General features: G+C 66.6%; 12 protein-coding genes. 9 read left to right on the top strand and 3 right to left on the bottom strand.

Translation table 11 applies throughout. The features are described from left to right. Positions 1-33 precede the first annotated feature (33 nt). The 4 genes from C8J43_RS16010 to C8J43_RS15995 all read left to right on the top strand — a co-directional run bounded on the left by C8J43_RS16010 (position 34) and on the right by C8J43_RS15995 (position 4,813). The gene (locus C8J43_RS16010) at positions 34-1,128 is read left to right on the top strand and encodes a glycoside hydrolase family 43 protein (protein ID WP_133031732.1); all 1,095 of its coding nucleotides are present in this window, start codon (positions 34-36) and stop codon (positions 1,126-1,128) included. A gap of 4 nt (positions 1,129-1,132) precedes the next feature. Next, positions 1,133-2,593, top strand: coding sequence for a xylulokinase (gene xylB / locus C8J43_RS16005; protein ID WP_133031731.1), 1,461 nt, complete (start codon positions 1,133-1,135; stop codon positions 2,591-2,593). Further along, positions 2,590-3,900, top strand: coding sequence for a xylose isomerase (gene xylA / locus C8J43_RS16000; RefSeq protein WP_121903487.1), 1,311 nt, complete (start codon positions 2,590-2,592; stop codon positions 3,898-3,900). The genes xylB and xylA overlap by 4 nt, the downstream gene beginning before the upstream one ends. Positions 3,901-4,057: 157 nt before the next feature. After that, a complete protein-coding gene (locus tag C8J43_RS15995; protein WP_060524159.1) occupies positions 4,058-4,813 on the top strand; it encodes a FadR/GntR family transcriptional regulator in 756 nt (251 codons plus the stop codon). A 107-nt stretch (positions 4,814-4,920) separates the two neighbouring features. Here the strand turns inward: C8J43_RS15995 and C8J43_RS15990 are convergent, their stop codons facing one another. Beyond that, positions 4,921-6,834, bottom strand: coding sequence for an NPCBM/NEW2 domain-containing protein (locus tag C8J43_RS15990; protein WP_060524158.1), 1,914 nt, complete (start codon positions 6,832-6,834; stop codon positions 4,921-4,923). A gap of 299 nt (positions 6,835-7,133) precedes the next feature. Between C8J43_RS15990 and C8J43_RS15985 the strand changes: the two genes are divergently transcribed. Next, positions 7,134-9,779, top strand: a complete 2,646-nt coding sequence (locus tag C8J43_RS15985) for a glycoside hydrolase family 3 C-terminal domain-containing protein (protein WP_133031857.1) — start codon at positions 7,134-7,136, stop codon at positions 9,777-9,779. A 47-nt stretch (positions 9,780-9,826) separates the two neighbouring features. Here C8J43_RS15985 and C8J43_RS15980 read toward each other — a convergent pair whose 3' ends face one another. Next, complete coding sequence (locus C8J43_RS15980; RefSeq protein ID WP_121886223.1) at positions 9,827-11,368, bottom strand: alpha-L-arabinofuranosidase C-terminal domain-containing protein; 1,542 nt, start codon at positions 11,366-11,368, stop codon at positions 9,827-9,829. Between the two features lie 364 nt (positions 11,369-11,732). Between C8J43_RS15980 and C8J43_RS15975 the strand changes: the two genes are divergently transcribed. Continuing rightward, the gene (locus tag C8J43_RS15975; RefSeq protein ID WP_133031730.1) at positions 11,733-13,790 is read left to right on the top strand and encodes a M13 family metallopeptidase; all 2,058 of its coding nucleotides are present in this window, start codon (positions 11,733-11,735) and stop codon (positions 13,788-13,790) included. 45 nt (positions 13,791-13,835) lie between these two features. Here the strand turns inward: C8J43_RS15975 and C8J43_RS15970 are convergent, their stop codons facing one another. After that, positions 13,836-16,151, bottom strand: a complete 2,316-nt coding sequence (locus C8J43_RS15970) for a glycoside hydrolase family 3 N-terminal domain-containing protein (RefSeq protein ID WP_243645635.1) — start codon at positions 16,149-16,151, stop codon at positions 13,836-13,838. 257 nt (positions 16,152-16,408) lie between these two features. Here C8J43_RS15970 and C8J43_RS15965 point away from each other — a divergent pair, with 257 nt between their 5' ends. The 3 genes from C8J43_RS15965 to C8J43_RS15955 all read left to right on the top strand — a co-directional run bounded on the left by C8J43_RS15965 (position 16,409) and on the right by C8J43_RS15955 (position 21,943). After that, on the top strand, positions 16,409-18,472 hold the full coding sequence (locus C8J43_RS15965) for an alpha-glucuronidase family glycosyl hydrolase (RefSeq protein WP_165899647.1): 2,064 nt from the start codon (positions 16,409-16,411) through the stop codon (positions 18,470-18,472). Between the two features lie 73 nt (positions 18,473-18,545). Continuing rightward, a complete protein-coding gene (locus tag C8J43_RS15960) occupies positions 18,546-19,769 on the top strand; it encodes an endo-1,4-beta-xylanase (RefSeq protein WP_243645607.1) in 1,224 nt (407 codons plus the stop codon). Next, positions 19,766-21,943 carry a GDSL-type esterase/lipase family protein gene (locus C8J43_RS15955; protein ID WP_243645606.1) on the top strand — a complete coding sequence of 726 codons (2,178 nt, stop codon included), beginning with the start codon at positions 19,766-19,768 and terminating at the stop codon, positions 21,941-21,943. The genes C8J43_RS15960 and C8J43_RS15955 overlap by 4 nt, the downstream gene beginning before the upstream one ends. Positions 21,944-22,005: the final 62 nt, after the last annotated feature.

Raw genomic sequence — 22,005 nt, 5'->3', positions numbered from 1 at the left:
GAGCAGGCGGTACAGAGAGAGGACCGATCCGCAATGCGCTACAGTCTGTTCCCCGGCGTGGCCCTAGCCGCCATCGCGCTCACCGCGACGATCTCCGGCGCGCAATCGACGCCGCCCAAGACCGGATCGACGGTCAGCCCGGACGGCAAACAGTATCTCGCGCAACCGCTGACGCGCGAAATCTACGCCGCCGACCCTTCCGCGCATGTCTTCGGCGGCAAGATCTACATCTATCCCAGCCACGACGTCGACGCGGGCATTCCCGACGACGATCTCGGCAATCAGTACGCGATGCACGACTACCGTGTCCTCAGCATGGACAGGGTCGGCGGACCGGTAACGGTCCATCCGGTCGCGATCGACGTGAAGAACATCCCCTGGGCGTCGAAGCAGAGCTGGGCGCCGGATGCCGCGTACAAGAACGGCACCTATTACCTCTACATCCCCGCGCGCGACGCCAAGGGCGTCTTCCGGATCGGCGTCGCGACGTCGAAGTCGCCGGTCGGTCCGTTCAAGGCCGAGCCGATGCCGATCAAGGGCAGCTATTCGATCGATCCGGCGGTGTTCACCGATACCGACGGCGCGAGCTACATGTATTTCGGCGGCATCTGGGGTGGCCAGTTGCAGCGCTGGGCGACCGGCAGGTTCGATCCGAACGCAGGCGACACCGACCTGAAGCAGGACGGCAAGCCCGCGCTGATGCCCAAGGTCGCCAAGCTGACGGCCGACATGAAGCAGTTCGCGGCGCCACCACGCGACGTCGCGATCCTCGACGAAGCCGGCAAGCCGTTGCTCGGCGGCGATCACGACCGGCGGTTCTTCGAAGCCTCGTGGATGTTCAAGCGCGGCGGCAAATACTATTTCACCTATTCGACCGGCGACACGCACTTCATCGCCTATGCGACCGGCACCAGCCCGCTTGGCCCGTTCCGTTACCAGGGCAAGATCCTGCTGCCGGTACAGGGCTGGACGACGCATCATTCGATCCTGAAGGTCGGCAACACGTGGCAGCTGGTCTACCACGACACGCAATTGTCGAACCGCAACCATCTGCGATCGGCGAAGATGACCGAGCTCACCTTCAATCCCGACGGCTCGATCGTCACCATCGATCCGTTCAAGAAGTAGTCGCATGTTTCTCGGAATCGATATCGGCACGTCCGGCGTAAAGGCGGTGGTGCTCGACGAGGCCGGCGCGGTCGTCGGCCAGGGCACCGCCGCGCTCACCGTCCAGCGGCCGCACCCGCTCTGGTCCGAACAGGATCCCGATGCGTGGTGGCGCGCGACCAATGCGGCGGTGCTGGCGATCGACGCCAGCGTCCGGCGCTCGGTCCGCGGCGTCGGTCTCGCCGGGCAGATGCACGGCGCGACCGTGCTGGGTGCGGACGATCGGCCGCTGCGCCCCGCGATCCTGTGGAACGACGGTCGCTGCGCCGCGGAGTGCGCCGAACTGGAGGCTGCGGTCCCCGAACTGCGCGCGATCTCCGGCAACATCGCGATGCCGGGCTTCACCGCCCCCAAGCTGCTGTGGCTGCGCAATCACGAGCCGGACGTCTTTGCGAAGATCGCGACCGTTCTGCTGCCCAAGGATTACGTCCGGCTGCAGATGACCGGCGACAAGGCGTCGGACCTGTCGGACAGCGCCGGCACCTTGTGGCTCGACGTCGGCGCGCGACGCTGGAGCGACACGCTGCTGTCGGCATGCGGCCTGTCCACCGCCAATATGCCCGGCCTGTTCGAAGGCTCGGCGATCACCGGCCAGTTGCAGGCGGACATCGCCGAGGCCTGGGGCATGCCGCGCGTGCCGGTCGCGGCCGGCGGCGGCGACAACGCCGCCGGCGCGGTCGGTGTCGGCGTCGTCCGTGACGGCGACGCGCTGCTCTCGCTCGGCACGTCGGGCGTGATCTTCGTCGCCACCGACGACTTCCGGCCCAGCCCGGAGCGCGCGGCGCATACCTTCTGCCACGCGCTGCCCGGCCTGTGGCATCAGATGTCGGTACACCTGTCGGCTGCCTCGTGCGTCGACTGGGTGGCACGGATTACCGGCACGCAGAGCGTCGCCGACCTGCTCGCGCGCGCCGAATCGGTCGGTCCCGCCGGCGGCCCCGAGCTGTTCCTCCCCTATCTCTCGGGCGAGCGGACGCCGCATAACGACGCCGACGTCCGCGGCGCGTTCCTCGGGCTCGACAACGACACCGACGGCAACCGCCTCGCGCAGGCTGTGCTGGAGGGCGTCGCCTTCGCGCTGGCCGACGGGCTCGACGTGCTGCGCGAGACCGGCACCACGGTCGATCGCCTGTCGGTGATCGGCGGCGGCGCGCGCTCGGGCTATTGGGGCCGGATCATCGCCGCGGCGATGGATGTCGAACTCGTCTATCTCGAAGGCGGCGAGGTCGGCCCGGCGCTCGGTGCCGCCCGGCTCGCGCAGCTCGCGGTCGACGGCGGCGATCCGGCCTCGGTCTGCGTCGCGCCGCCCGTCGCGCGCACCATCGTTCCCGATCCCGCCATCGCGGATACGCTCGCCGCCAAGCGCGACGCGTTCCGTGCCGCCTATTCCCGCATCACCCCCAAAAACTCGCCAAGGAATTTTTGATGGCCGACTTCTTCGCCGACATCGCCCCGATCAAGTACGAGGGCCCGGATACGACCAACGAACTCGCCTACCGCTTCTACGACAAGGACCGGGTCGTGCTCGGCAAGACGATGGCAGAGCATCTGCGCTTTGCCGCGTGCTTCTGGCACACCTTCTGCTGGCCCGGCTCCGACGTGTTCGGCGGCGGCACGTTCGATCGCCCGTGGCATCGCGGCGCCAACGACAGCGCGGCGGCGGCGGAAAAGCGCGAGGCGGCATTCGATTTCTTCACGCGCCTCGACGTGCCCTTCTACTGCTTCCACGACGTCGACGTGATGGCCGACGCGAACTCGGTCGCCGAGCATCGCAAATTCTTCGCCGAAGCCGTCGACCATCTCGAAAAGCTCCAGGCGTCGTCGGGTCGCAAGCTCCTGTGGGGCACCGCCAACGCGTTCAGCCACCCGCGCTACGCCGCCGGTGCCTCGACCAATCCCGACCCCGAGGTGTTCGCGTTCGCCGCGATGCAGGTTCGCGATGCGCTCGAGGCGACGCACCGTCTCGGCGGCGAGAACTACGTGCTGTGGGGCGGTCGCGAAGGCTATGAGACGCTGCTCAACACCGACATGAAGCGCGAGCTGGATAATTTCGGCCGCTTCCTCAACCTGGTGGTCGAGCACAAGCACAAGATCGGCTTCAAGGGCACGATCCTGATCGAACCCAAGCCGCACGAGCCGACCAAGCACCAGTACGACTTCGACACCGCCACCGTGTACGGTTTCCTCAAGCGCTACGGCCTCGAGAACGAAGTGAAGGTCAACATCGAGGCGAACCACGCCACGCTGTCGGGCCACACCTTCGAGCACGAGATCGCCACCGCCGCCGCACTCGACATCTTCGGCTCGATCGACGCCAACCGCGGCGATCCGCAGAATGGCTGGGACACCGATCAGTTTCCCAACTCGGTCGAGGAACTCACGCTCGCGATGGTCGAGATCCTGCGTGCCGGCGGCTTCAAGACCGGCGGCTTCAACTTCGACGCCAAGGTCCGTCGCCAGTCGATGGACCCGATCGACCTGTTCTACGGTCATGTCGGCGGGATCGACGTCGTCGCCAAGGGCCTGCTCAACGCCGCCGCGCTGATCGAGGACGGCCGTCTCGATGCGTTCAAGACCGAGCGTTACGCCGGCTGGAACGGTGAGCTCGGCAAGATGATCGGCACCAGCGATCTCGCGACGATCGCCGATCTGGCAGGCGACCGCGCGATCGATCCGAAGCCGCGCTCGGGCCGGCAGGAGCGGATCGAGAACCTGATGAACCGCTTCATGTGATCATCAGCCCGGCGATGCGGTCCCACCAAGGGACCCGTATCGCCGGGTCGCTGCCTTGCGTCGACGACAGCGACCGCCGCGCGCGTCAAACACCTGTTCAGATTGCTCCGAGCAATTGATAGTGTCGTATGCGACGATAAAGGCATAATGCGAAGTTATGGACGAACCCCTCTCCGCGACACCCGAGCCCATCTCAGACGCGACGTTGCCGCTGCGATCGTCGGGCCGCAGGTTGCGCGGGGCGGTGGCGAACAAGCTCGGTGTGGCGATCCTGTCGGGCGAGTTCTCGCCGGGTGAGACGCTGTCGGGCGAGATCGCCTTCGCCGAGGAACTCAACGTGTCGCGCGGTGCCTACCGCGAGGCGATCCAGGTCCTGACCGCCAAGGGGCTGGTCGAGAGTCGCCCCAAGGCCGGAACGCGGGTCTTGCCGCGCAACCGCTGGAACCTGCTCGATCCCGACGTGCTCGCCTGGGCGTTTACCGGCGAACCCGATCCGCAACTCGTCCGCAGCCTGTTCGAGATGCGGATGGTGATCGAGCCCGCCGCCGCGGCGATGGCGGCGGCACGGCGCAACAAGGCCGAGTTGAAGATCATGCGCGACGCGCTTGCCGCGATGAAGCGCTTCTCGCTCGCGACCGAGCAGGGCCGCCAGGCCGACCGTACGTTCCACGACACGATATTGCAGGCGACGCAGAACGACGCGATGGTCGTGCTCAGCGCGTCGATCGGTGCGGCGGTCAACTGGACGACGCAGTACAAGCAACGCCTGCGCGCGCTGCCGCGCGATCCGATCCCCGATCACGTCAAGGTCTTCGACGCGATCGCCGCCGAGGATGCCGAAGGCGCCAGCGCGGCGATGACCGCGCTCGTCACGCTGGCGCTGGAGGATACGCGCAGCGCGATGGAGCGCTGAGCAACGTGCCAAGGCGGATTGCCATTCACGTTTGAGACCGACAGATCAGCCCTTTTCTTCGTCATGCCGGGCTCGTTCCGGCATCCACGGCACCGCAAAACCAAAAGTCAGGGCGTGAGAGCCGCCGATCCCCAATCGACCGAGATTTGCGCGCCGCCAGCACCCGGACTGCGTGCGACCAGTTCGATGATCTTCACCCCAGCGACGTTCGCCGACAGCTCCTGCGCCGCCTCGCCGCCCCGCGCGGCCCGCGACTGCGCCAATAGCCGCCCATCGCCGTACACCAGGAAGGTCACCGCCCGCGCACGGTCGGTCGTCGAATCGTCGATCCCGACACGCGTGCGCAGCGTGCGATAGCCGGTGTTGCGTACCTCCAGCCGCGAATTGGCGAGCACGCCGAGACTGTGCGGCAGTGCCTCCCCCGCCACCCCCAGCGGCTGGTCGTACGGCGTGCGATCGACGCGCGCGCCACCCCAGCCGCCATAGCGCGGGAAGTCCCCCGCTCCTCGCGTACCCTGCCACGCCAACGGTGCACGGTGCACCAGCGGATCGGGTTGCGGCGTTTCCACCCCGTCGACCGCCGGATTGACGCTGCCCGGTTGCTCGGACAGGAAAACGCCATCGCGCAACTGCCGATCGCCCTTCGCGGTGAAGATCAGCGTCTCACGCGGGGCCAGCTTCAGGCTCTGCTGCTTGCGGAATTTGCTGTGCGCGCCGGTCCACAGATCGGTCAGTTCGACATCGGCGGTATCGCGATACGCGAGATGATCGGCGGTCAGGACGACGTCCGCCGCGCCGCTGCCGCGATTGAACACCGCCACCGCCTTGTCGCCGTTGGCCAGCGTCTTGACGAAGATCTGCACCTCGTCGGTATCGAACGCCAGCGTCGCCTGGTTGCCCGCGCGATCCTGATTGACCGCGATGATCCGTGCGTTGCCGATCAGGTCGAGCAAGGCGGGCGACGCCTTGCGCAAATCGTAGCCGATGAACAGCGGCGCGTTCTCGATCGCCCACAGCGCGAAATGCGATTTCGCTTCGGTCATATGCCGTTCGTCGAAATCGCCGCTGCCCACGAACAGCATGTCCGGGTCGTTCCACGATCCGGGATGCGCATACAGCGCGCGCCGCGACACGGTGTCGAGATTGTGCAGCATCCGCCCCCAATGCGGCGAGATGTCCTCGCTGGTCCGTGATATCCCGCCAACATTCTTGCCCCAGGCGCGGACATCGGCCGATCCCCACAGGCACAGCGAGAACAGATAGTCGTTCGCGTCGTTATACTTCGCCAGCGCGTCGGCGACTTGGGTGTAGAGCCCGCGCACCGCGGGGATGTCGGTGCGCGCTAGCGAGTCCGCGTCGATCAGTGGCACGAACGCGCGGTACTTGCCGGCTTTCACGGCGGGATTGCTCGCCGGCAAACCGCGGATACCGCACGCATCGACCTTGATGAAGTCGAACCCCCAGTCCTTGAAATACAGCCGGATATCCTGATCGACATGGCCGTACAGGCCGATCTCGCGCTCCATCACGCTGCCTTCGGGCTGGTTGGGCATCGTCGAGCTGAAGACCTGACCACAGGAATTGCGCCCGATGTCGCTGTAGATCCCCGCCTTGAACCCCATCGCGTGAAGCTTGTCGGTGAACGGCCGGAAACTCGGGTCCTTGCCCGCGATCACCGAGGACGGGAAATTCGCCGATCGGATCATCATCCGGCTATCCGACAGGCGACGCTTCAGCCACCAGCCATCGTCGATATTGATATAGCGATAGCCCTTGGCCGCCAGTCCCGTGTCCGCAATCACCCGCGCCGATGCGAGGATCTTGTCCTCGGTGATGTCGGTGGCGAACGCATTCCACGAACTCCAGCCCATCGGCGGCAGCGCGGCATCGCCGCGCTGGTTCGCGCTCCAGCGGCCGGTCGGCGTCAGCGGATCGGCCTGCGCCGCCGCGACCTGCGCTCCAGCGGTCGACAGCAAAACCGTCAGAGCAGCCGTTATCCCGTGTCGGCGAGTAGCGCGCATTGTGTGATCCTCATCCGTGCCGATCGTCACGCACGACCTGCGCGTCAGCGAGCGTATCCCCTGATTATGCGGGATCTTGTCAGGCTATATAGCGGCGCTGTCAACGCAGCAGGATAGTATTCGATATTCCGCTCGCCAGTAGAAAATCTCAACTTCCAAGTCGAACCTACGAAATGTCGTAGCCATTGCGCTGCCGCCCGGCTTAAGGTCACTCCTACAAAATACAGGAGGATGCTGGGGTGATACAGTCGCGAAACACTGCGAAGGGCAAATCGACGTTCGGCGCACTGCGCGCACTCATGCTGACCGGAGCTGCGTTCGCCACCCTGCCCCTTCAGGCGCAGACGTCGCCAGCACCACAGACTGATGCCGCGCGTACCCAGGCCGACGAGCTCGCCACGGCGATCGTCGCGCGGATGACCGTCGACGAGAAGCTCCCGCAGTTGCTCAACGTCGCGCCGGCAATCCCACGGCTCGGTATCCCTGCGTACAACTGGTGGACCGAATCGCTTCACGGCGCGCTCGGGCCGGTACCGACCACCAACTTCCCCGAGCCGATCGGCCTCGCCGCAAGCTTCGATGCACCGCTCGTCCACGATGTCGCCGGTGCGATCAGCACGGAGGTCCGCGCGCTGCACACGCTGGGGCGCCAGACCGGACGGCTTGGGCGGATCGGGACCGGGCTCGACACCTGGTCGCCCAACGTCAACATCTTCCGCGATCCACGCTGGGGTCGCGGCCAGGAGACCTATGGCGAGGATCCGTTCCTCGCCGCGCATATGGGGGTCGCCTTCGTCACCGGGATGCAAGGGCCCAATCCGTCGCTGCCCGACGTGATCGCCACGCCCAAGCATTTCGCGGTGCACAGCGGCCCTGAATCGACGCGGCACAAGGCCAATGTGTTCGTCTCGCCGCACGATCTTGAGGACACCTACCTCCCTGCCTTCCGCGCGGCGATCGTCGAGGGCGGCGCCGGCTCGATCATGTGCGCGTATAACCGCATCGACGGGCAGCCGGCGTGCGCGAGCGACCTGCTGCTCAAGGATCATCTGCGCCAGGCCTGGGGCTTTACCGGCTTCGTCGTATCCGACTGCGATGCGGTGAAGGATATCGCCGACAACCACCACTACGCCCCCGATCAGGCAAGCGCCGTCGCTACCGCGCTGAAAACCGGCGTCGACAATGAATGCAACACGGCCACGCTCGGCGATCAGGCGGGGCTCGGCGAACGCTTCCGCGAGGCGCTCGACCGCAACCTGATCTCGGTCGGCGACATCGATCGGTCGCTTGTCCGGCTGTTCTCCGCGCGCATCCGCAACGGCGACCTGCCGGGGATACAGACCGGGCGCGATCGGGTCGTGCCGGTGGCGCAGATCGGTACGCCCGCGCACGACGCGCTGGCGTTGAAGGCTTCCGAGGAAAGCCTCGTCCTGCTCAAGAACGCCGGCATCCTGCCGCTCAAGCCGGGCACGAAACTCGCGGTCATCGGCCCGCTCGGCGACGCGACGCGCGTGCTGCGCGGCAATTATTCGTCACCGTTGTCCGCGCTGCCGGTGTCGGTCCTCGATGGCTTACGGTCGGTGATGCCGGCGGGCGACGTCACGCTGGTGCCGTTCTCCCCCTCGGTCACCGACGGCGACCGCGTACCGAAGTCGGCGCTACGCACGCCCGACGGCAAACCGGGCGTCCTCGTGCGCTACTACAACCCGACCAAAAAGCTGCCCGCGCTGTTCGATCCCGCGACGATGAAGCAGCAGCTCGACGCGATCCGCTATCAGGACACGCCCGTCGCCGAACGGGTCGAGCGCGACGTCGGCGACTACAACCTCTCGCTGGCCAAGGTCGACCCGCACCACCGCACCGTGTGGGCGGGATCGCTGACTCCCCCCGAAAGCGGCACCTACCGGATCGGGCTCTCGGGCAAAGGCGGCGTGCTCGAGTTCGCCGGCGCGGTCGCGTCCGATCGCAAGAACTCACAGTGGAACGACCTGCCGACCTTCACCACGATCGACCTCGTCAAGGGCCGCCGCTATCCGTTCCGCGTCACGTCGAACGATGGCGCAGACCTCGTGTGGAAGCGGATCTCGGCTTCCCCCGATGCCGACCTCGCGCGTGCCGCCTCGACCGCCGATGTGCTGGTCGCGGTCGTTGGCCTCACCTCCGACCTGGAGGCGGAGGAAACCGGCGTCACGGTGCCGGGCTTCGAGGGTGGCGACAAGACGACGCTCGGCCTGCCAGAGGACCAGGTGGCGATGCTCGCCAAAGCCAAGGCGACCGGTAAGCCGGTGATCGTCGTCGCGATGAACGGCAGCCCGATCAACCTCGCCTGGGCGAAGGATAATGCCGCCGCGGTCGTCGAGGCCTGGTATCCGGGCCAATCGGGGGGCCTCGCGATCGCCAACGTCCTGAGCGGCCGGACCAACCCCGCAGGTCGCCTGCCGCTTACCTTCTATCGCAGCGTCGCCGACCTGCCGCCGTTCAGCGATTACGCGATGAAGGGCCGCACCTACCGCTATTTCGAGGGCAAGCCGGTCTACGCCTTCGGCCACGGCCTGAGCTACACCAGCTTCGCCTACACGCCGCTGACCGTCACCCCCGCCGCCGACGGCGCCGAAACGGGACTGCGGGTCACCACCGAAGTCCGCAACACCGGCGCGCGGGCCGGCGACGAGGTGGTCCAGCTGTATCTCAATTTCCCCGACCATCCGGGCACCCCGCGCGTGGCATTGCGCGGATACAAGCGCATTGCGCTGAAGCCGGGCGAACGCCGCAGTGTCAGCTTCGACCTGTCGCCGCGCGATCTCAGCAGCGTCGCGACCGACGGCACGCGCCGGGTAATCGCCGGTAGATACCGCGTGACGGTCGGCAGCGGCCAACCCGGCACAGGCGTCCCCGGCCAGTCGGCGGCGTTCACCACCACGCGCGCGTTGCCGCTACCGCTCTGAATACGAAAGTCCCTACCGCTCCCGACCGGGAGCGGTAGGGCGCCGTCTTATTGCAGGTCGAGCACGACCACCGACATCGGCGGCAACGTCGCCGACACCGTACCGCCCGCCGCCTGCGCGCCGTTGAACGCGACCGGGCGTACCGTATCGGGCTGCTCGAAGCTGTTATGCGCGTCCATCGTCGTGCCCGTGACGATCCGCCCGGTCACGCCGCTCGCCTGAACGCCCGCGAGCGTCATCGCCACCGGGATCGCACGATGCGGATCGAGGTTAACGAGCGCGACGTGCACCTTGCCCGCGACATCACGGACCGCCGAGACGCTGACCGCCGGCACCGCCACTTCGGACTCGTGATACCAGGGCGATTTCAGATCGACCGGCAGCGTCGTCGCGTCCTGCCAGGGCTTGTACAGGTCGAACACCCAATAGGTCGGCGTCTTCACCATCTTCGCGCCGTCGGTCAGCAGCATCGCCTGCAACACATTCACCATCTGCGCGATCGCTGCCATCTTCACCCGGTCGGCGTGATGCGCGAAGATGTTGAGGTTGAGCCCGGCGACCACCGCATCGCGGACGCTGTTCTGCTGCACCAGGAAGCCGGGGTTGCTGCCCGGCGTCGGATCGTACCACGTACCCCATTCGTCGACGACCAGCCACTTGGTCTTGCCCGGGTCATATTTGTCCATGATCGCCGAATGCTTGGTGACGAACTCGTCCATCTGCAGCGTGTGCTGCATCGTCAGCGCCCATTCATGCTCCGAGAAGCCAAGCGCCGGGCCCTTGTCGGTCCAGACCTTGTCGCGCGGCCGCGTGTAGTAATGCAGCGACAGGCCATCGATGTTCTTGCCGGCGATCCGCATCATCGTGTCGGTCCAGTCGTAATCCCCCTCGCTGGGGCCGCTGGCGATCCGGAGCATCTTGCCGTTCCCCGACTTGGCGAACACGCCGTAGCGGTTGGTCAGGTCGGCGGCATATTCGGCGCGCATGTTGCCGCCGCAGCCCCAGAGCTCGTTGCCGATGCCGACATACGGCACCTTGTACGGCGCAGGATGGCCGTTCGCCGCGCGCTCCTTGGCGAGCGTCGAGCCGTTCGGCGAGGTCATGTATTCGAGCCACTGCGCGGTTTCGCTCGGCGGCGCGCTGCCGACGTTGGCGGAGATATACGCTTCGGCGCCCAAGCGCTCGGCGAACCCCATGAACTCGTTGGTCCCGAACGCGTTGTCCTCGTTCACGCCGCCCCAGTTGGTGTTGATCTTGATCGGCCGCTTGCCGCGCGTGCCGATGCCGTCGCGCCAGTGATATTCGTCGGCGAAGCACCCGCCCGGCCAGCGCACCATCGGCACCTTGACCGCCTTCAGCGCCTCCAGCACGTCGCGACGATAACCGTGGTCGTTGGGGATCGACGACTTCTCACCGACCCAGATCCCGCCATAGATGCCGTGGCCGAGATGCTCGGCGAACTGGCCGAACACCTGTCGGTTCATCACCGGGCCGGGCCGGCTCGCGTCGATACCGACCGTCGCCGTGGCGCTAGCCGGAGCGGCCGCGGGCGCGTCCTGCGCGGAGGCGGACATCGCCGTGGTCGTCATCAGAGTCATTGCCAGCGCGACGTTGCGATACAGTTGGCGCATTTCGATCCTCCCGTTTTTATCTGCCGCAACCGATATTGGGCCGTCGAAGCGCGGTCAATATGTAAGACTAATTGCGTGACAGGATCTCACGGCAAGACCGCCTTCGCCTGCAACGAGGGCCGAACAAACCAATCTGCCACTGGTTGATCTTGTCCGAGCAGACCGTCGTGCCGAGACAGACGACCGATCCAATCGCGATCGAATTCATATTGCTACCGTCCCTGTTCCGCGTCAGCTTCCCCCAGCAGGGCGAGAGCCCGACCTCATTCGATCCCCGCCCCGACACCTCTGGACTCGGTCGGCAATTCCCACAGGAGCCTCGATGCTGTTCACCCATGTTTCGCGTCTGTCGCTGAGCGTCGCCGTGCTGGCGCTGTCCTCACCCGCGCTCGCGCAGACGGCGCCCGCAACCGCCGCCGCGACCGGCACGCGCTACGGAACCTTCGGAATCGATCTGACCGCCGCCGACAAATCGGTGAAACCCGGCGACGATTTCTGGACCTACGCGAACGGCAACTGGAACAAGCGTACCGAGATCGCCGCGGACCGGACTTCGGCCGGCGGCAGCGTCGTCCTGGCCGATCAGGCCGAGCAACAGGTTCGCGCCATCCTCGACGATGCCGCGCGCGATCCTGCGGCGGTCGGGCCGGGCGCGAAACAGTTCGGTGATCTCTACGCCAGCTTCATGGACGAGGCGGCGATCGAACGCGCCGGCACGACACCCCTGAAGCCCTATTTCGCGAAGATCGATGCGGCCGGCGACAAGCAGAAACTGCAGACGCTGTTTTCGACGGTCGGCTATGCCTCGCCGGTCGAGATTGGCCAGTTGCCCGATCCTGCCGATCCGACGCGCTACGCAGTCGCCGCCGGACAGGGTTCGCTCGGGATGGGCGGACGCGATTACTATCTCGAACAGGGCGCGAAGTACGACACCTTCCGCACCGCCTACCGCGCCTATGTCGAGAAAATCCTGACGCTGTCGGGGATTGCCGATGCGTCGGCCAAGGCGGACCGGATCGTCGCGCTCGAAACCGCGATGGCGAAGGTGCAGTGGTCCCCCGTCCAATCGCGCGACCTGAAGGCGATGCTGAAGCCGATGGACGCTGCCGGCCGCAAGGCGCTGGCGCCCGGTTTCGATTGGCCGCTGCTGCTGACGACCGCCGGCTATGGCAATTTCCCGATCGTATACATGACGAACTCGACCGCGCTGACCGAACTGGCCAAGCTGTTCGCCGCGACGCCGGTCTCGACCTGGCAGGACTGGATGAAGTTCCGTCTCGCGTCGGCGAGCGCACCGGTCCTCCCCAAGGCATTCGATCAGGCGACATTCGACTTCTACGGCAAAACGATGGCCGACCAGCCGCAACAGCGCGCCCGCTGGAAACGCGGCATCGCCGTCGTCAACGGCACGATGGGAGAGGCCGTCGGCGAAGTCTACGTGAAGCGCCACTACCCGCCGCAGAGCGAAGCCAAGATGGGCGAACTGATCGCCAATCTGCGCGCCGCCTACAAGGAGCGGATCGGTGCCAACACCTGGATGGACGCGCCGACCAAGACGCAGGCGCTCGCCAAGCTCGCCGCCTTCGATCCGAGGATCGGTCATCCGACGAAATACATCGATTACAGCGCGCTCACCATCGTGCGCGGCGATCCGCTCGGCAATTCGCTGCGATCGGGCGAGTTCGACCACCAGCTCGACCTGTCGCGCCTCGGCAAGCCGGTCGATCGCAGCCTGTGGGGCATGACGCCGCAGACGGTGAACGCCTATTACGATCCGCTCAACAACCAGATCACCTTCCCCGCGGCGATCCTGCAACCGCCCTATTTCGATCCCAACGCGGATGCGGCGGTCAATTACGGCGCGATCGGGGCGATCATCGGCCACGAGATGGGCCACGGCTTCGACGATCAGGGCAGCCAGTTCAGCGCATCGGGCAAGTTCGAGAATTGGTGGACGCCCGAAGCGCGCGCCGCCTTCACGAAGCATACCGCCGCGCTGTCGAAGCAGTACGACGCGTATGAGCCGATTCCCGGCGTGCACGTGAAGGGCGCGCTGACGCTCGGCGAGAACATCGGCGATCTCGGCGGCGTCGAAACCGCCTATGCCGCGTATCGGAAATACCAGTCGGTGCACGGCAAGGCACCGGTGATCGGCGGTCTCACCGGCGACCAGCGGTTCTTCCTGGCCTATGCGCAGGCCTGGCAGGCCAAGCTCCGGGAAGGCGCGGCGCGCGCGCGCCTGCTGACCGATCCGCACTCACCGCCCTTCTACCGGGTCAACGGCATCGTCCGGAATGTCGACGCCTGGTATACCGCGTTCAACGTGAAGCCCGGCGATGCACTGTACCTGACGCCGGCGCAACGCGTTCACATCTGGTAATCTGCGGAGGGTGCGCGGCCTGCCCGCGCCCCCTCGCTCGATGGGTCAGGCGATCTCGAGGACCGCGGTCTTCACCTGCGCCGAACTCGGTCCGGCCATGATCGTGAACAGGCCGGGTTCGACGACCTCGCGCATATCGACGTCCCATAGCGCGAACGCGTCCGGCCCCAGCGTGAACCGCAGTGTCCGCCGCTCGCCGGGCGAGAGCGTTACGCGTTCGAACCCCTTCAACTCCATTACCGGCCGCGCCACCGACGACACCTGATCGCGGACGTAGATCTGCACGACCTCGTCGCCAGCCCTTTGCCCGATATTGGCGACGTCGACCTCGACCCCGACGCTGCCGGCGATGCCGATCTTCGCCGCCGACAGCCGCGGTGCGCTCACGTCGAAGCGCGTGTAGCTGAGGCCGTGGCCGAACGGGAACAGCGGCGCCGTTTCCGCGAACAGATAACCGCGCTCGGTCGACGGCTTGCGGTTGTAATAGAGCGGCACCTGCCCGACTTCGCGGACCACGGTGACGGGCAGCTTGGCGCCCGGATTGATCCGCCCGAACAGCGCCTCGGCCATCGCGGTGCCGCCCTCCTGCCCCGGATACCAGCATTCGAGCACCGCGTTGGCCTTCGCCATCACATTGGGCCAGCTCGGCGGACGCCCGTTGATCGCGGCGACCACGATCGGCTTGCCCAGTGCGTGCAGCGCATCGAACAGCGCATTCTGTTCGCCGATCAGGTCGAGCGTCGTGCGATCGCCGAGATGGTTCTTCGAAAACCCCTCGCGGCTGGTCTGCTCGGTATCGCCGATCGCGAGGATGATCGTATCGGCACCGCGCGCGACCTCGACCGCCTCGGCGATCAGCGCGCGGTTCCGGGCCGGATCGGCGAGCAGCACCGCATCCTGCGACCGATCCTCGCTCTGCGTGATGAACACGCCCTGCGCATGGACGATCGTCGCTGCGTTACCCACGAGCGCCCGAACGCCGTCGAGTAGCGACACCGTCTGGCGCGGCGGCGCGGAATAGCCGCCGAGCCGCGCGATCGCCGCGTTCGGGCCGATCACCGCGATCTTTCCCTTGGGCGCGAGCGGCAGCGTGCCGTCGTTGGTCAGCAGGCACAGCGATTTGCGCGCCGCGTCCAACGCGACGCCGCGTGCTTCCGCGTTACCGGTCAGGCGAGCGGCGGCGCGGGGATCGACTGCTGACTGCTCGAACAAACCAGCGCGGAACTTCAACGCCAGCATCCGCGCGCACGCCGCATCGACCGCCGCGATCGGCACCGTCCCCGCCCGCACCTGCGCAGGCAACGTCCGAAACGCGATCCCGTCCGGCAACGCGCTGTCTACCCCAGCAGCCAAGGCGAGCTTCGCCGCTCCGTTCAGGTCGCGCGTGACATGGTGGATCGTGTCGAGTTCCTCGATCGCGCCGTAATCGCTGACGATTGCGCCCGAAAATCCCCATTCGCCGCGCAGCACCTCGCCGAGCAGCCAGTGGTTCGCATGGCTCGGTACGCCGTCGATCTCGTTATACGAGGGCATCACCGCGCCGATCCCGGTCCGCGTCACGACCGCGCGGAACGGCGGGAAGAAGCTCTCGCGCAGTTCGCGTTCGCCGATCGGGGCGGGGCCGATATTGTTGCCCGCCTGGGGCTGGCCGTGGCCGGTCATGTGCTTCAGCGTGGCGAAGACCTTGCCGGGGGCCAGCGTCGTGCTGTCGCCCTGCAAGCCCTCGACCGCGGCCACCCCCATCTCGCCGCACAGATAAGGATCCTCTCCGAACGTCTCCTCTATCCGCCCCCAGCGCGGATCGCGTGCGATGTCGACGACCGGTGACAGCGAGAGGTGGCTGCCATGCGCACGAACTTCGCGCCCAATGATCGCCTGCCCGCGCCGCATCAGGTCGCGGTCGAACGTACCCGCCATGCCGATCGCCTGCGGGAACATCGTCGCGTCAGGCGCCATATAGCCGTGCAGAGATTCTTCATGGAAGATCACCGGGATGCCGAGCCGCGTGCCGCGTGCCCAGCGCTGAACCGCGTTGACGAAAGCGATCGTCGAGGCGGACCCGCGCCACTGCGCACCGGTACCGCCTGCGACCGCAGCAACCGACGGCCCCCCGCGCTTGTCCGAAGGACGCGTGACCTGCCCGAACCCCGCCGGATACGCCGCCGACGCGCGCGCCGGATCGAAATCGAGCCCGCCCGGTGTCATCACGTCCGCCTTGGTCGCCCAGAGCGAAATGGTCTGGCCAACTTTCTCTTCCAGCGTCATCCGCGCCATCAGGTCGCGAACCCGGAGATCGACCGGCGCACTCGCGTCACGGTAGATCGGCAACGCAGTCGCAGCCTGCGCGATACCGGGGATCAATCCGCCGACGGAAACCGATCCGAGCAACCCAAGAAGGTCGCGCCGCGTCGGTGCGATCGTAACAGTTGGTGTGCCCGGCAATCTTCATCTCCCGATCTGAAACGCGGCATTGCTGTCGAAGCCATCGTCGTGATAGCGATACCATGACTGGTCATCCGCGATCCTGTCAATCGATCGTGGAACCGCGGGAGAGGATTATGACGGCACTCAGCCGATCGTTCGTTAGGTTCGCGCTGCTTTTTGCGGCAATAATTGGTATGACCGACACGGCCTATGCCGAAGACGGTTACGACCTCTGGCTTCGCTATCGAACGCAGGCGACCACGAGTACGCACCGCGTTCCGACGATCGAGGTGCGCGGCGATACGCCGACGTTCCGCGCAGCGGCCGAGGAACTGCGGCGGGGCGCGGCGTTGTTCGGCACAAGCACGCCGACCATCCTGCTAGCCACCGCCGACGACCGCGCCGTCGCCGCGCTGCATCTTCCGCTCGCAGCGCTTGGCGACGAGGGGTACCGCGTCGGCCAGGTCACGCTCGGCAACCGCCGGGTGCTCCTCGTCACCGCCAACACCGATCGTGGCGTGCTTTACGGCAGCTTCGCCTTGCTGCGTCACCTTCAGACCGGCGGCAGCCTGGACCGGATCGACCTGACCTCGACGCCGCGCGTGAAACTGCGTGTGCTGAACCACTGGGACAATCTCGATGGCGTGGTCGAGCGCGGCTATGCCGGCGCATCGCTGTGGGATTGGTGGACGCTCCCCGATTTCCACGACCCGCGCTACACGGACTATGCCCGTGCCAACGCGTCGATCGGGATCAACGGCACCGTCCTCAACAACGTCAACGCGAAGGCTGACAGCCTCACCGCGCCATATATTGTGAAGGCCGCCGCGCTCGCCGACGTGTTCCGCCCCTACGGGATCAAGGTGTATCTGTCGGCGCGGTTTTCGGCCCCGATCGAACTCGGCGGCCTGAAGACGGCCGATCCGCTCGATCCCCAGGTCGCGGCATGGTGGAAGGCGAAGAGCGACGAGATCTACCGCAGCATCCCCGATTTCGGCGGGTTCCTGGTCAAGGCGAACAGCGAGGGCCAGCCCGGTCCGCGCGACTATCATCGCAGCCACGCCGACGGTGCCAACATGCTCGCTGCCGCGGTGCGCCCGCATGGCGGCATCGTGATGTGGCGCGCGTTCGTCTACGCGGAAACCGACCCCGAGGACCGTGCGAAGCAGGCCTATACCGAGTTCAAGCCGCTCGACGGCCAGTTCGCGAGCAACGTCATCGTCCAGGTCAAGAACGGCGCGATCGACTTCCAGCCGCGCGAGCCGTTCCACCCGCTGTTCGGCGCGATGCCCAAGACTCCGCTGATGATCGAATTCCAGATCACCAAGGAATATCTCGGTTTCGCCACGCATCTTGCGTATCTCGGCCCGCTATTCGCCGAGACGCTCGGCAGCGAGACGATGCAACGGCCGGGCGAGACCGTCGCCGATGTCGTCGACGGCTCGGTCGAGGGTCACACGCTCACCGGGATGGCAGGGGTCGCCAATATCGGCCGCGACCGAGACTGGGCGGGCTCCACCTTCAACCAGGCGAACTGGTACGCGTTCGGTCGGATGGCATGGGATCCGACGCTCGGCGCCGCGCCGGTCGCGCGCGAATGGGCGGCGATGACCTTTGCCCCCTCGCCCAGGATCGTCGATCCGGTCGTCGCGATGATGATGGGATCGCGCGAGGCGGTGGTCGACTACATGACGCCGCTGGGGCTCGCGCACGTGATGGCGACAGGGCATCATTACGGTCCGGGTCCGTGGGTCGCCGATCTCAAGCGTCCCGAATGGAACCCGGTCTATTACCACCGCGCCGACAAGGCCGGGATCGGCTTCGACCGCACCCGCACCGGCAGCAACGCGGTCGCGCAATACGCCCCCGCCCTCGCCCACCGACTTGCCGATTCGGCAACGACGCCGGAACGCGCGTTGCTGTGGTTCCACCATGTTACCTGGGATCGGCGAATGGCGTCGGGCCGGACATTATGGGCGGAGATGGTCCATGATTACGACTCAGGCGTCTCTTACGTCGCGGACATGAGCCGCAAATGGGACGCGCTCAAACCCGATATCGATGCCGAGCGCTGGGCAAAGACCGCCACCTATCTGGCCGTGCAACAGCGCGAAGCTCAGTGGTGGCGCGATGCGAGCCTTGCCTATTGGATGTCGGTCAACGGTCGGGCGCTCCCCGCCGGTACCGCGCCGCCCGCGCATGACCTCGGGTGGTACAAGGCGCAGCGTTTTCCCTATGCTCCGGGCAACCCGCAATGATGTACCTGATATCCCACAGGTTTGGCCCCCAGCCATGCCGCCCGGCTTGTCGTTCGAAGGAAGGCGCAAACGCATGAGAAATCGGCAGATGTCGGGTGAGATCACGCGACGCCGCGGGCTTGCGATGCTCGGCGGAATAGCGGTTTCGGCGTGCGCCAGTGCCAAGGTTCCGTTCCAAAGTTCAAAAGCACCAAGGACGGACGGGACCGGGCTTCAGTCGATCGCGGCGCCGCAAGGCATGCGACTGGGATCCTGTTTCGGTTGGAGCCCCCCAGGCGCCGATCGAGGCTCGTTCGCGAACCCCGCTTATGCCGCGCTGCTGAAGCGCGATTGCGGACTTCTGGTCCCCGAGAACCAGATGAAATGGCAGGCGATCCGGCCCACCGCGACCAGTTTCGACTTTACCCACATGGACGCGATGATGGCCTGGGCCGAGGCGAACGGACTGCCGGTGCGCGGCCACAATCTCCTGTGGCACCAGCCCAAATGGATGCCTCGCTGGGAGGAAACGCACGACTTCGGTGCAAATCCGCAACGGGCTGCGGAGCAGATGCTCGTCGCGCACATCACCACCGTCTGCCAACGTTACGGGTCCCGGATCGGCAGCTACGATGTCGTCAACGAGGCCGTCACCCCGGCGGACGGAAGCCTGTACCAGACCGCATTGTCACGCGCGCTGGGCGGGCCTGAGGCGACGCTGGATCTCGCGTTCCACACCGCGCGCGCCGCGGCGCCTCATGCGCAGCTCGTGTACAACGACTATATGAGCTGGGAGCCCGGCAACGCGCATCACCGCGCCGGCGTGCTCAAGCTGCTCGAGGGTTTCAGGCGGCGAAAAATCCCCGTCGATGCGCTGGGCGTGCAATCGCATCTCGTCACGCAGGGCATCGATACGCGCGCGACCATCGCCGTGCTCGAAGGGGAGTGGCGACGTTTCCTCGATGCGGTGACGGCGATGGGCTATGAGCTGGTCATCACCGAACTCGACGTCCGCGATAACGCGCTGCCCGCGGATATCGCGGTCCGCGATCGCGCGGTCGCGGACTATACGCGCGGCTATCTCGACCTGATGCTCGCCTACCCCTCGCTGCGAGACATCATGCTGTGGGGGATGACCGATCGCTACAGCTGGATCGAAGGGTTCGAGCCGAGGGCGGACAAAGCGCGGCGCCGGCCCTGCCCGTACGACGCGGCATTCGTCGCCAAGCCGATGCGCGCAGCCATTGCGGGCGCGATCGCAGCAGCGCCTGCCCGCACGCCTCGCCACGATGCAAAGACTGCAAGGATCGATCGATGAGCCGTTGGGCAACCGCAATTCTCGCCGGCGTGCTTATGGTAGCAAGCGCCGACGCGCGTGATACCGCCCGCCACGTCTCCACCCGGCACGTGTCCGCCCCGCACTGGATCGCCAGCTGGGGATCGTCGCAGATGATCGCGGACGGCGACAATGCGCTGCCCGCCGATCGCGCCGCCGCCGTCACGCTTCGCCAGATCATCCGGCTATCGGCAGGCGGAGACCGGGTCCGCGTGCGCCTGTCGAACGCGTTCGGGACGCAGCCACTCGCGATCGGCTCGGCCCGGATCGCCCGAACGACCGCGCCCGCCACACCCCAGGTCGGCGGCGGCGCGGCGTTGACGTTCGCCGGGCAGACGGGAGCGGTCATTCCGGCGGGCGCCGAACTCTACTCCGACCCCGTCGCGATGCCGGTCGCGCCCGGCGCCGACGTTGCCATCAGCCTGTATCTGCCCGAGGCCGCGACCCCGCAGACCGGCCACCCCGGCGCCCGAGCGTTCAGCTACACGCTGGCCGGCGATCACGTCGCCAATCCGGGGTTTACCGGCGCGACGCAGACGACCCACTGGTACGCGCTAGCCGATCTCGAAGTGTCGGGCGCCACGACCATAGGCGCAAACACCGGCACGATCGTGGCGATCGGCGACTCGATCACCGACGGCTATGGCGTAAAGCCCAACCACAACACGCGGTGGACCGACGTTCTTGCCGAACGCCTCCGTGGTACCGCGGCGACGCGCGGGATCGGCGTCGTCAATGCCGGGATCGGCGGCAATCGCATCCTGCTCGACGGGCTCGGTCCCAATCTGATGGCGCGGTTCGACCGCGATGTCGTCGCGCGCAGCGGAGTCCGTTGGGCGATCCTGCTCGAAGGGGTCAACGATCTCGGCGTGCTCACCCGAGAAGCCCCCGCGACACCGGCTCAGCACGCGGCGATCGTCGCGCAGGTCACCGGAGCTTACACCCAGCTCGTCGCGCGCGCGCATGCTCACGGCATCAAGATGATTGGGAGCACGATCACGCCGTTCGGGGGCAACGACTATTACCACCCCGGCCCCGCCACCGAAGCCGACCGCCAGGCGATCAACACCTTCATCCGCACGTCCGGCACGTTCGACGCGGTGATCGATTTCGACCGCGTCATGCGCGACCCCGAGCATCCTGACCGGCTCGCCCCGGCGTATGATTCGGGCGACCACCTCCACCCGTCCGAGGCGGGATATCGCAAGATGGGCGAGGCGGTTCCATTGACCCTGTTCGACAAGGCGACGCGCCAAATAATAGGTGCGGTCGCCCCGGTTCCTGCCGCCCCGGTTCCCGTCGCCCCAGTGCCCTTGAAGAGCACCACGGATACGCGCCCGGCAATCGCACTCACCTTCGACGATATCCCGGCCCACGGTCCGCTTGCGCCCGGACAGACACGGGTCGACGTGATCCGCGGTATCACCACTGCGCTCGCTGCGGCCCGAGCACCCGCCTTCGGGTTCATGAATGCGGGGTTCGGGCTGGATAATTCGGCGGATGCCGCAGCCGCGATCGCGGCATGGCGTGCCGCGGGACTACCGCTCGGCAACCACACCTATTCGCACGGCGATCTGGCGAAGGTCGGCGCCAGCGCGTTCGTCGCCGATATCGTCCGCAACGAAGCCCCGCTCGAGCGTGTCGCCAAAGGCACCGAATGGCACTGGTTCCGCTATCCGTTCCTGTCCGAAGGCAAGACACTTGCGGACCGCGACGCCGTCCGCGCCGCGCTGAAGGCGCGTGGCTACCGCGTCGCCGCGGTCACGATGAGCTTCGACGACTATAACTGGAACCCGCCCTACGCCGCGTGCGCCGCCAAGCGCGATCCGGCGGCGATCACGACGCTCGAAACCGGATATCTCGCGGCGGCGCGCACCGCGGCGCTCGCATCGCGCGCGCGCGCCAAGGCACAACTGGGCCACGACATCCCCTATGTGCTGCTGATGCACGTCGGCGCGTTCGACGCACGCATACTGCCCAGACTGCTGAGACTATACACGTCGATGGGATTCCGCTTCGTCACGCTCGCCGACGCGGAGGCCGACCCCTATTACGCCGCCGCCACGGACCTCACCGGTCCGACCGCCTCGCCTTCGCTGCAAGGTCCGCCCTCGGTGGCGGCACCCGTCGGTCCGCCGGCAGGGCTGTGCGCGTGAACGAGACGGTTGCGTCGCGGCGGCGGCGGGAGCACGGCGGACGCTACGAAAACAGGAGAGAT

The organism is Sphingomonas sp. PP-CE-1G-424 (assembly GCF_004341085.1).
In the GTDB taxonomy this organism is placed as follows: Bacteria; Pseudomonadota; Alphaproteobacteria; order Sphingomonadales; family Sphingomonadaceae; genus Sphingomonas.
Note: the sequence above shows the minus strand (reverse complement) of the source record. Positions and strands in the feature narration are given on the sequence as shown.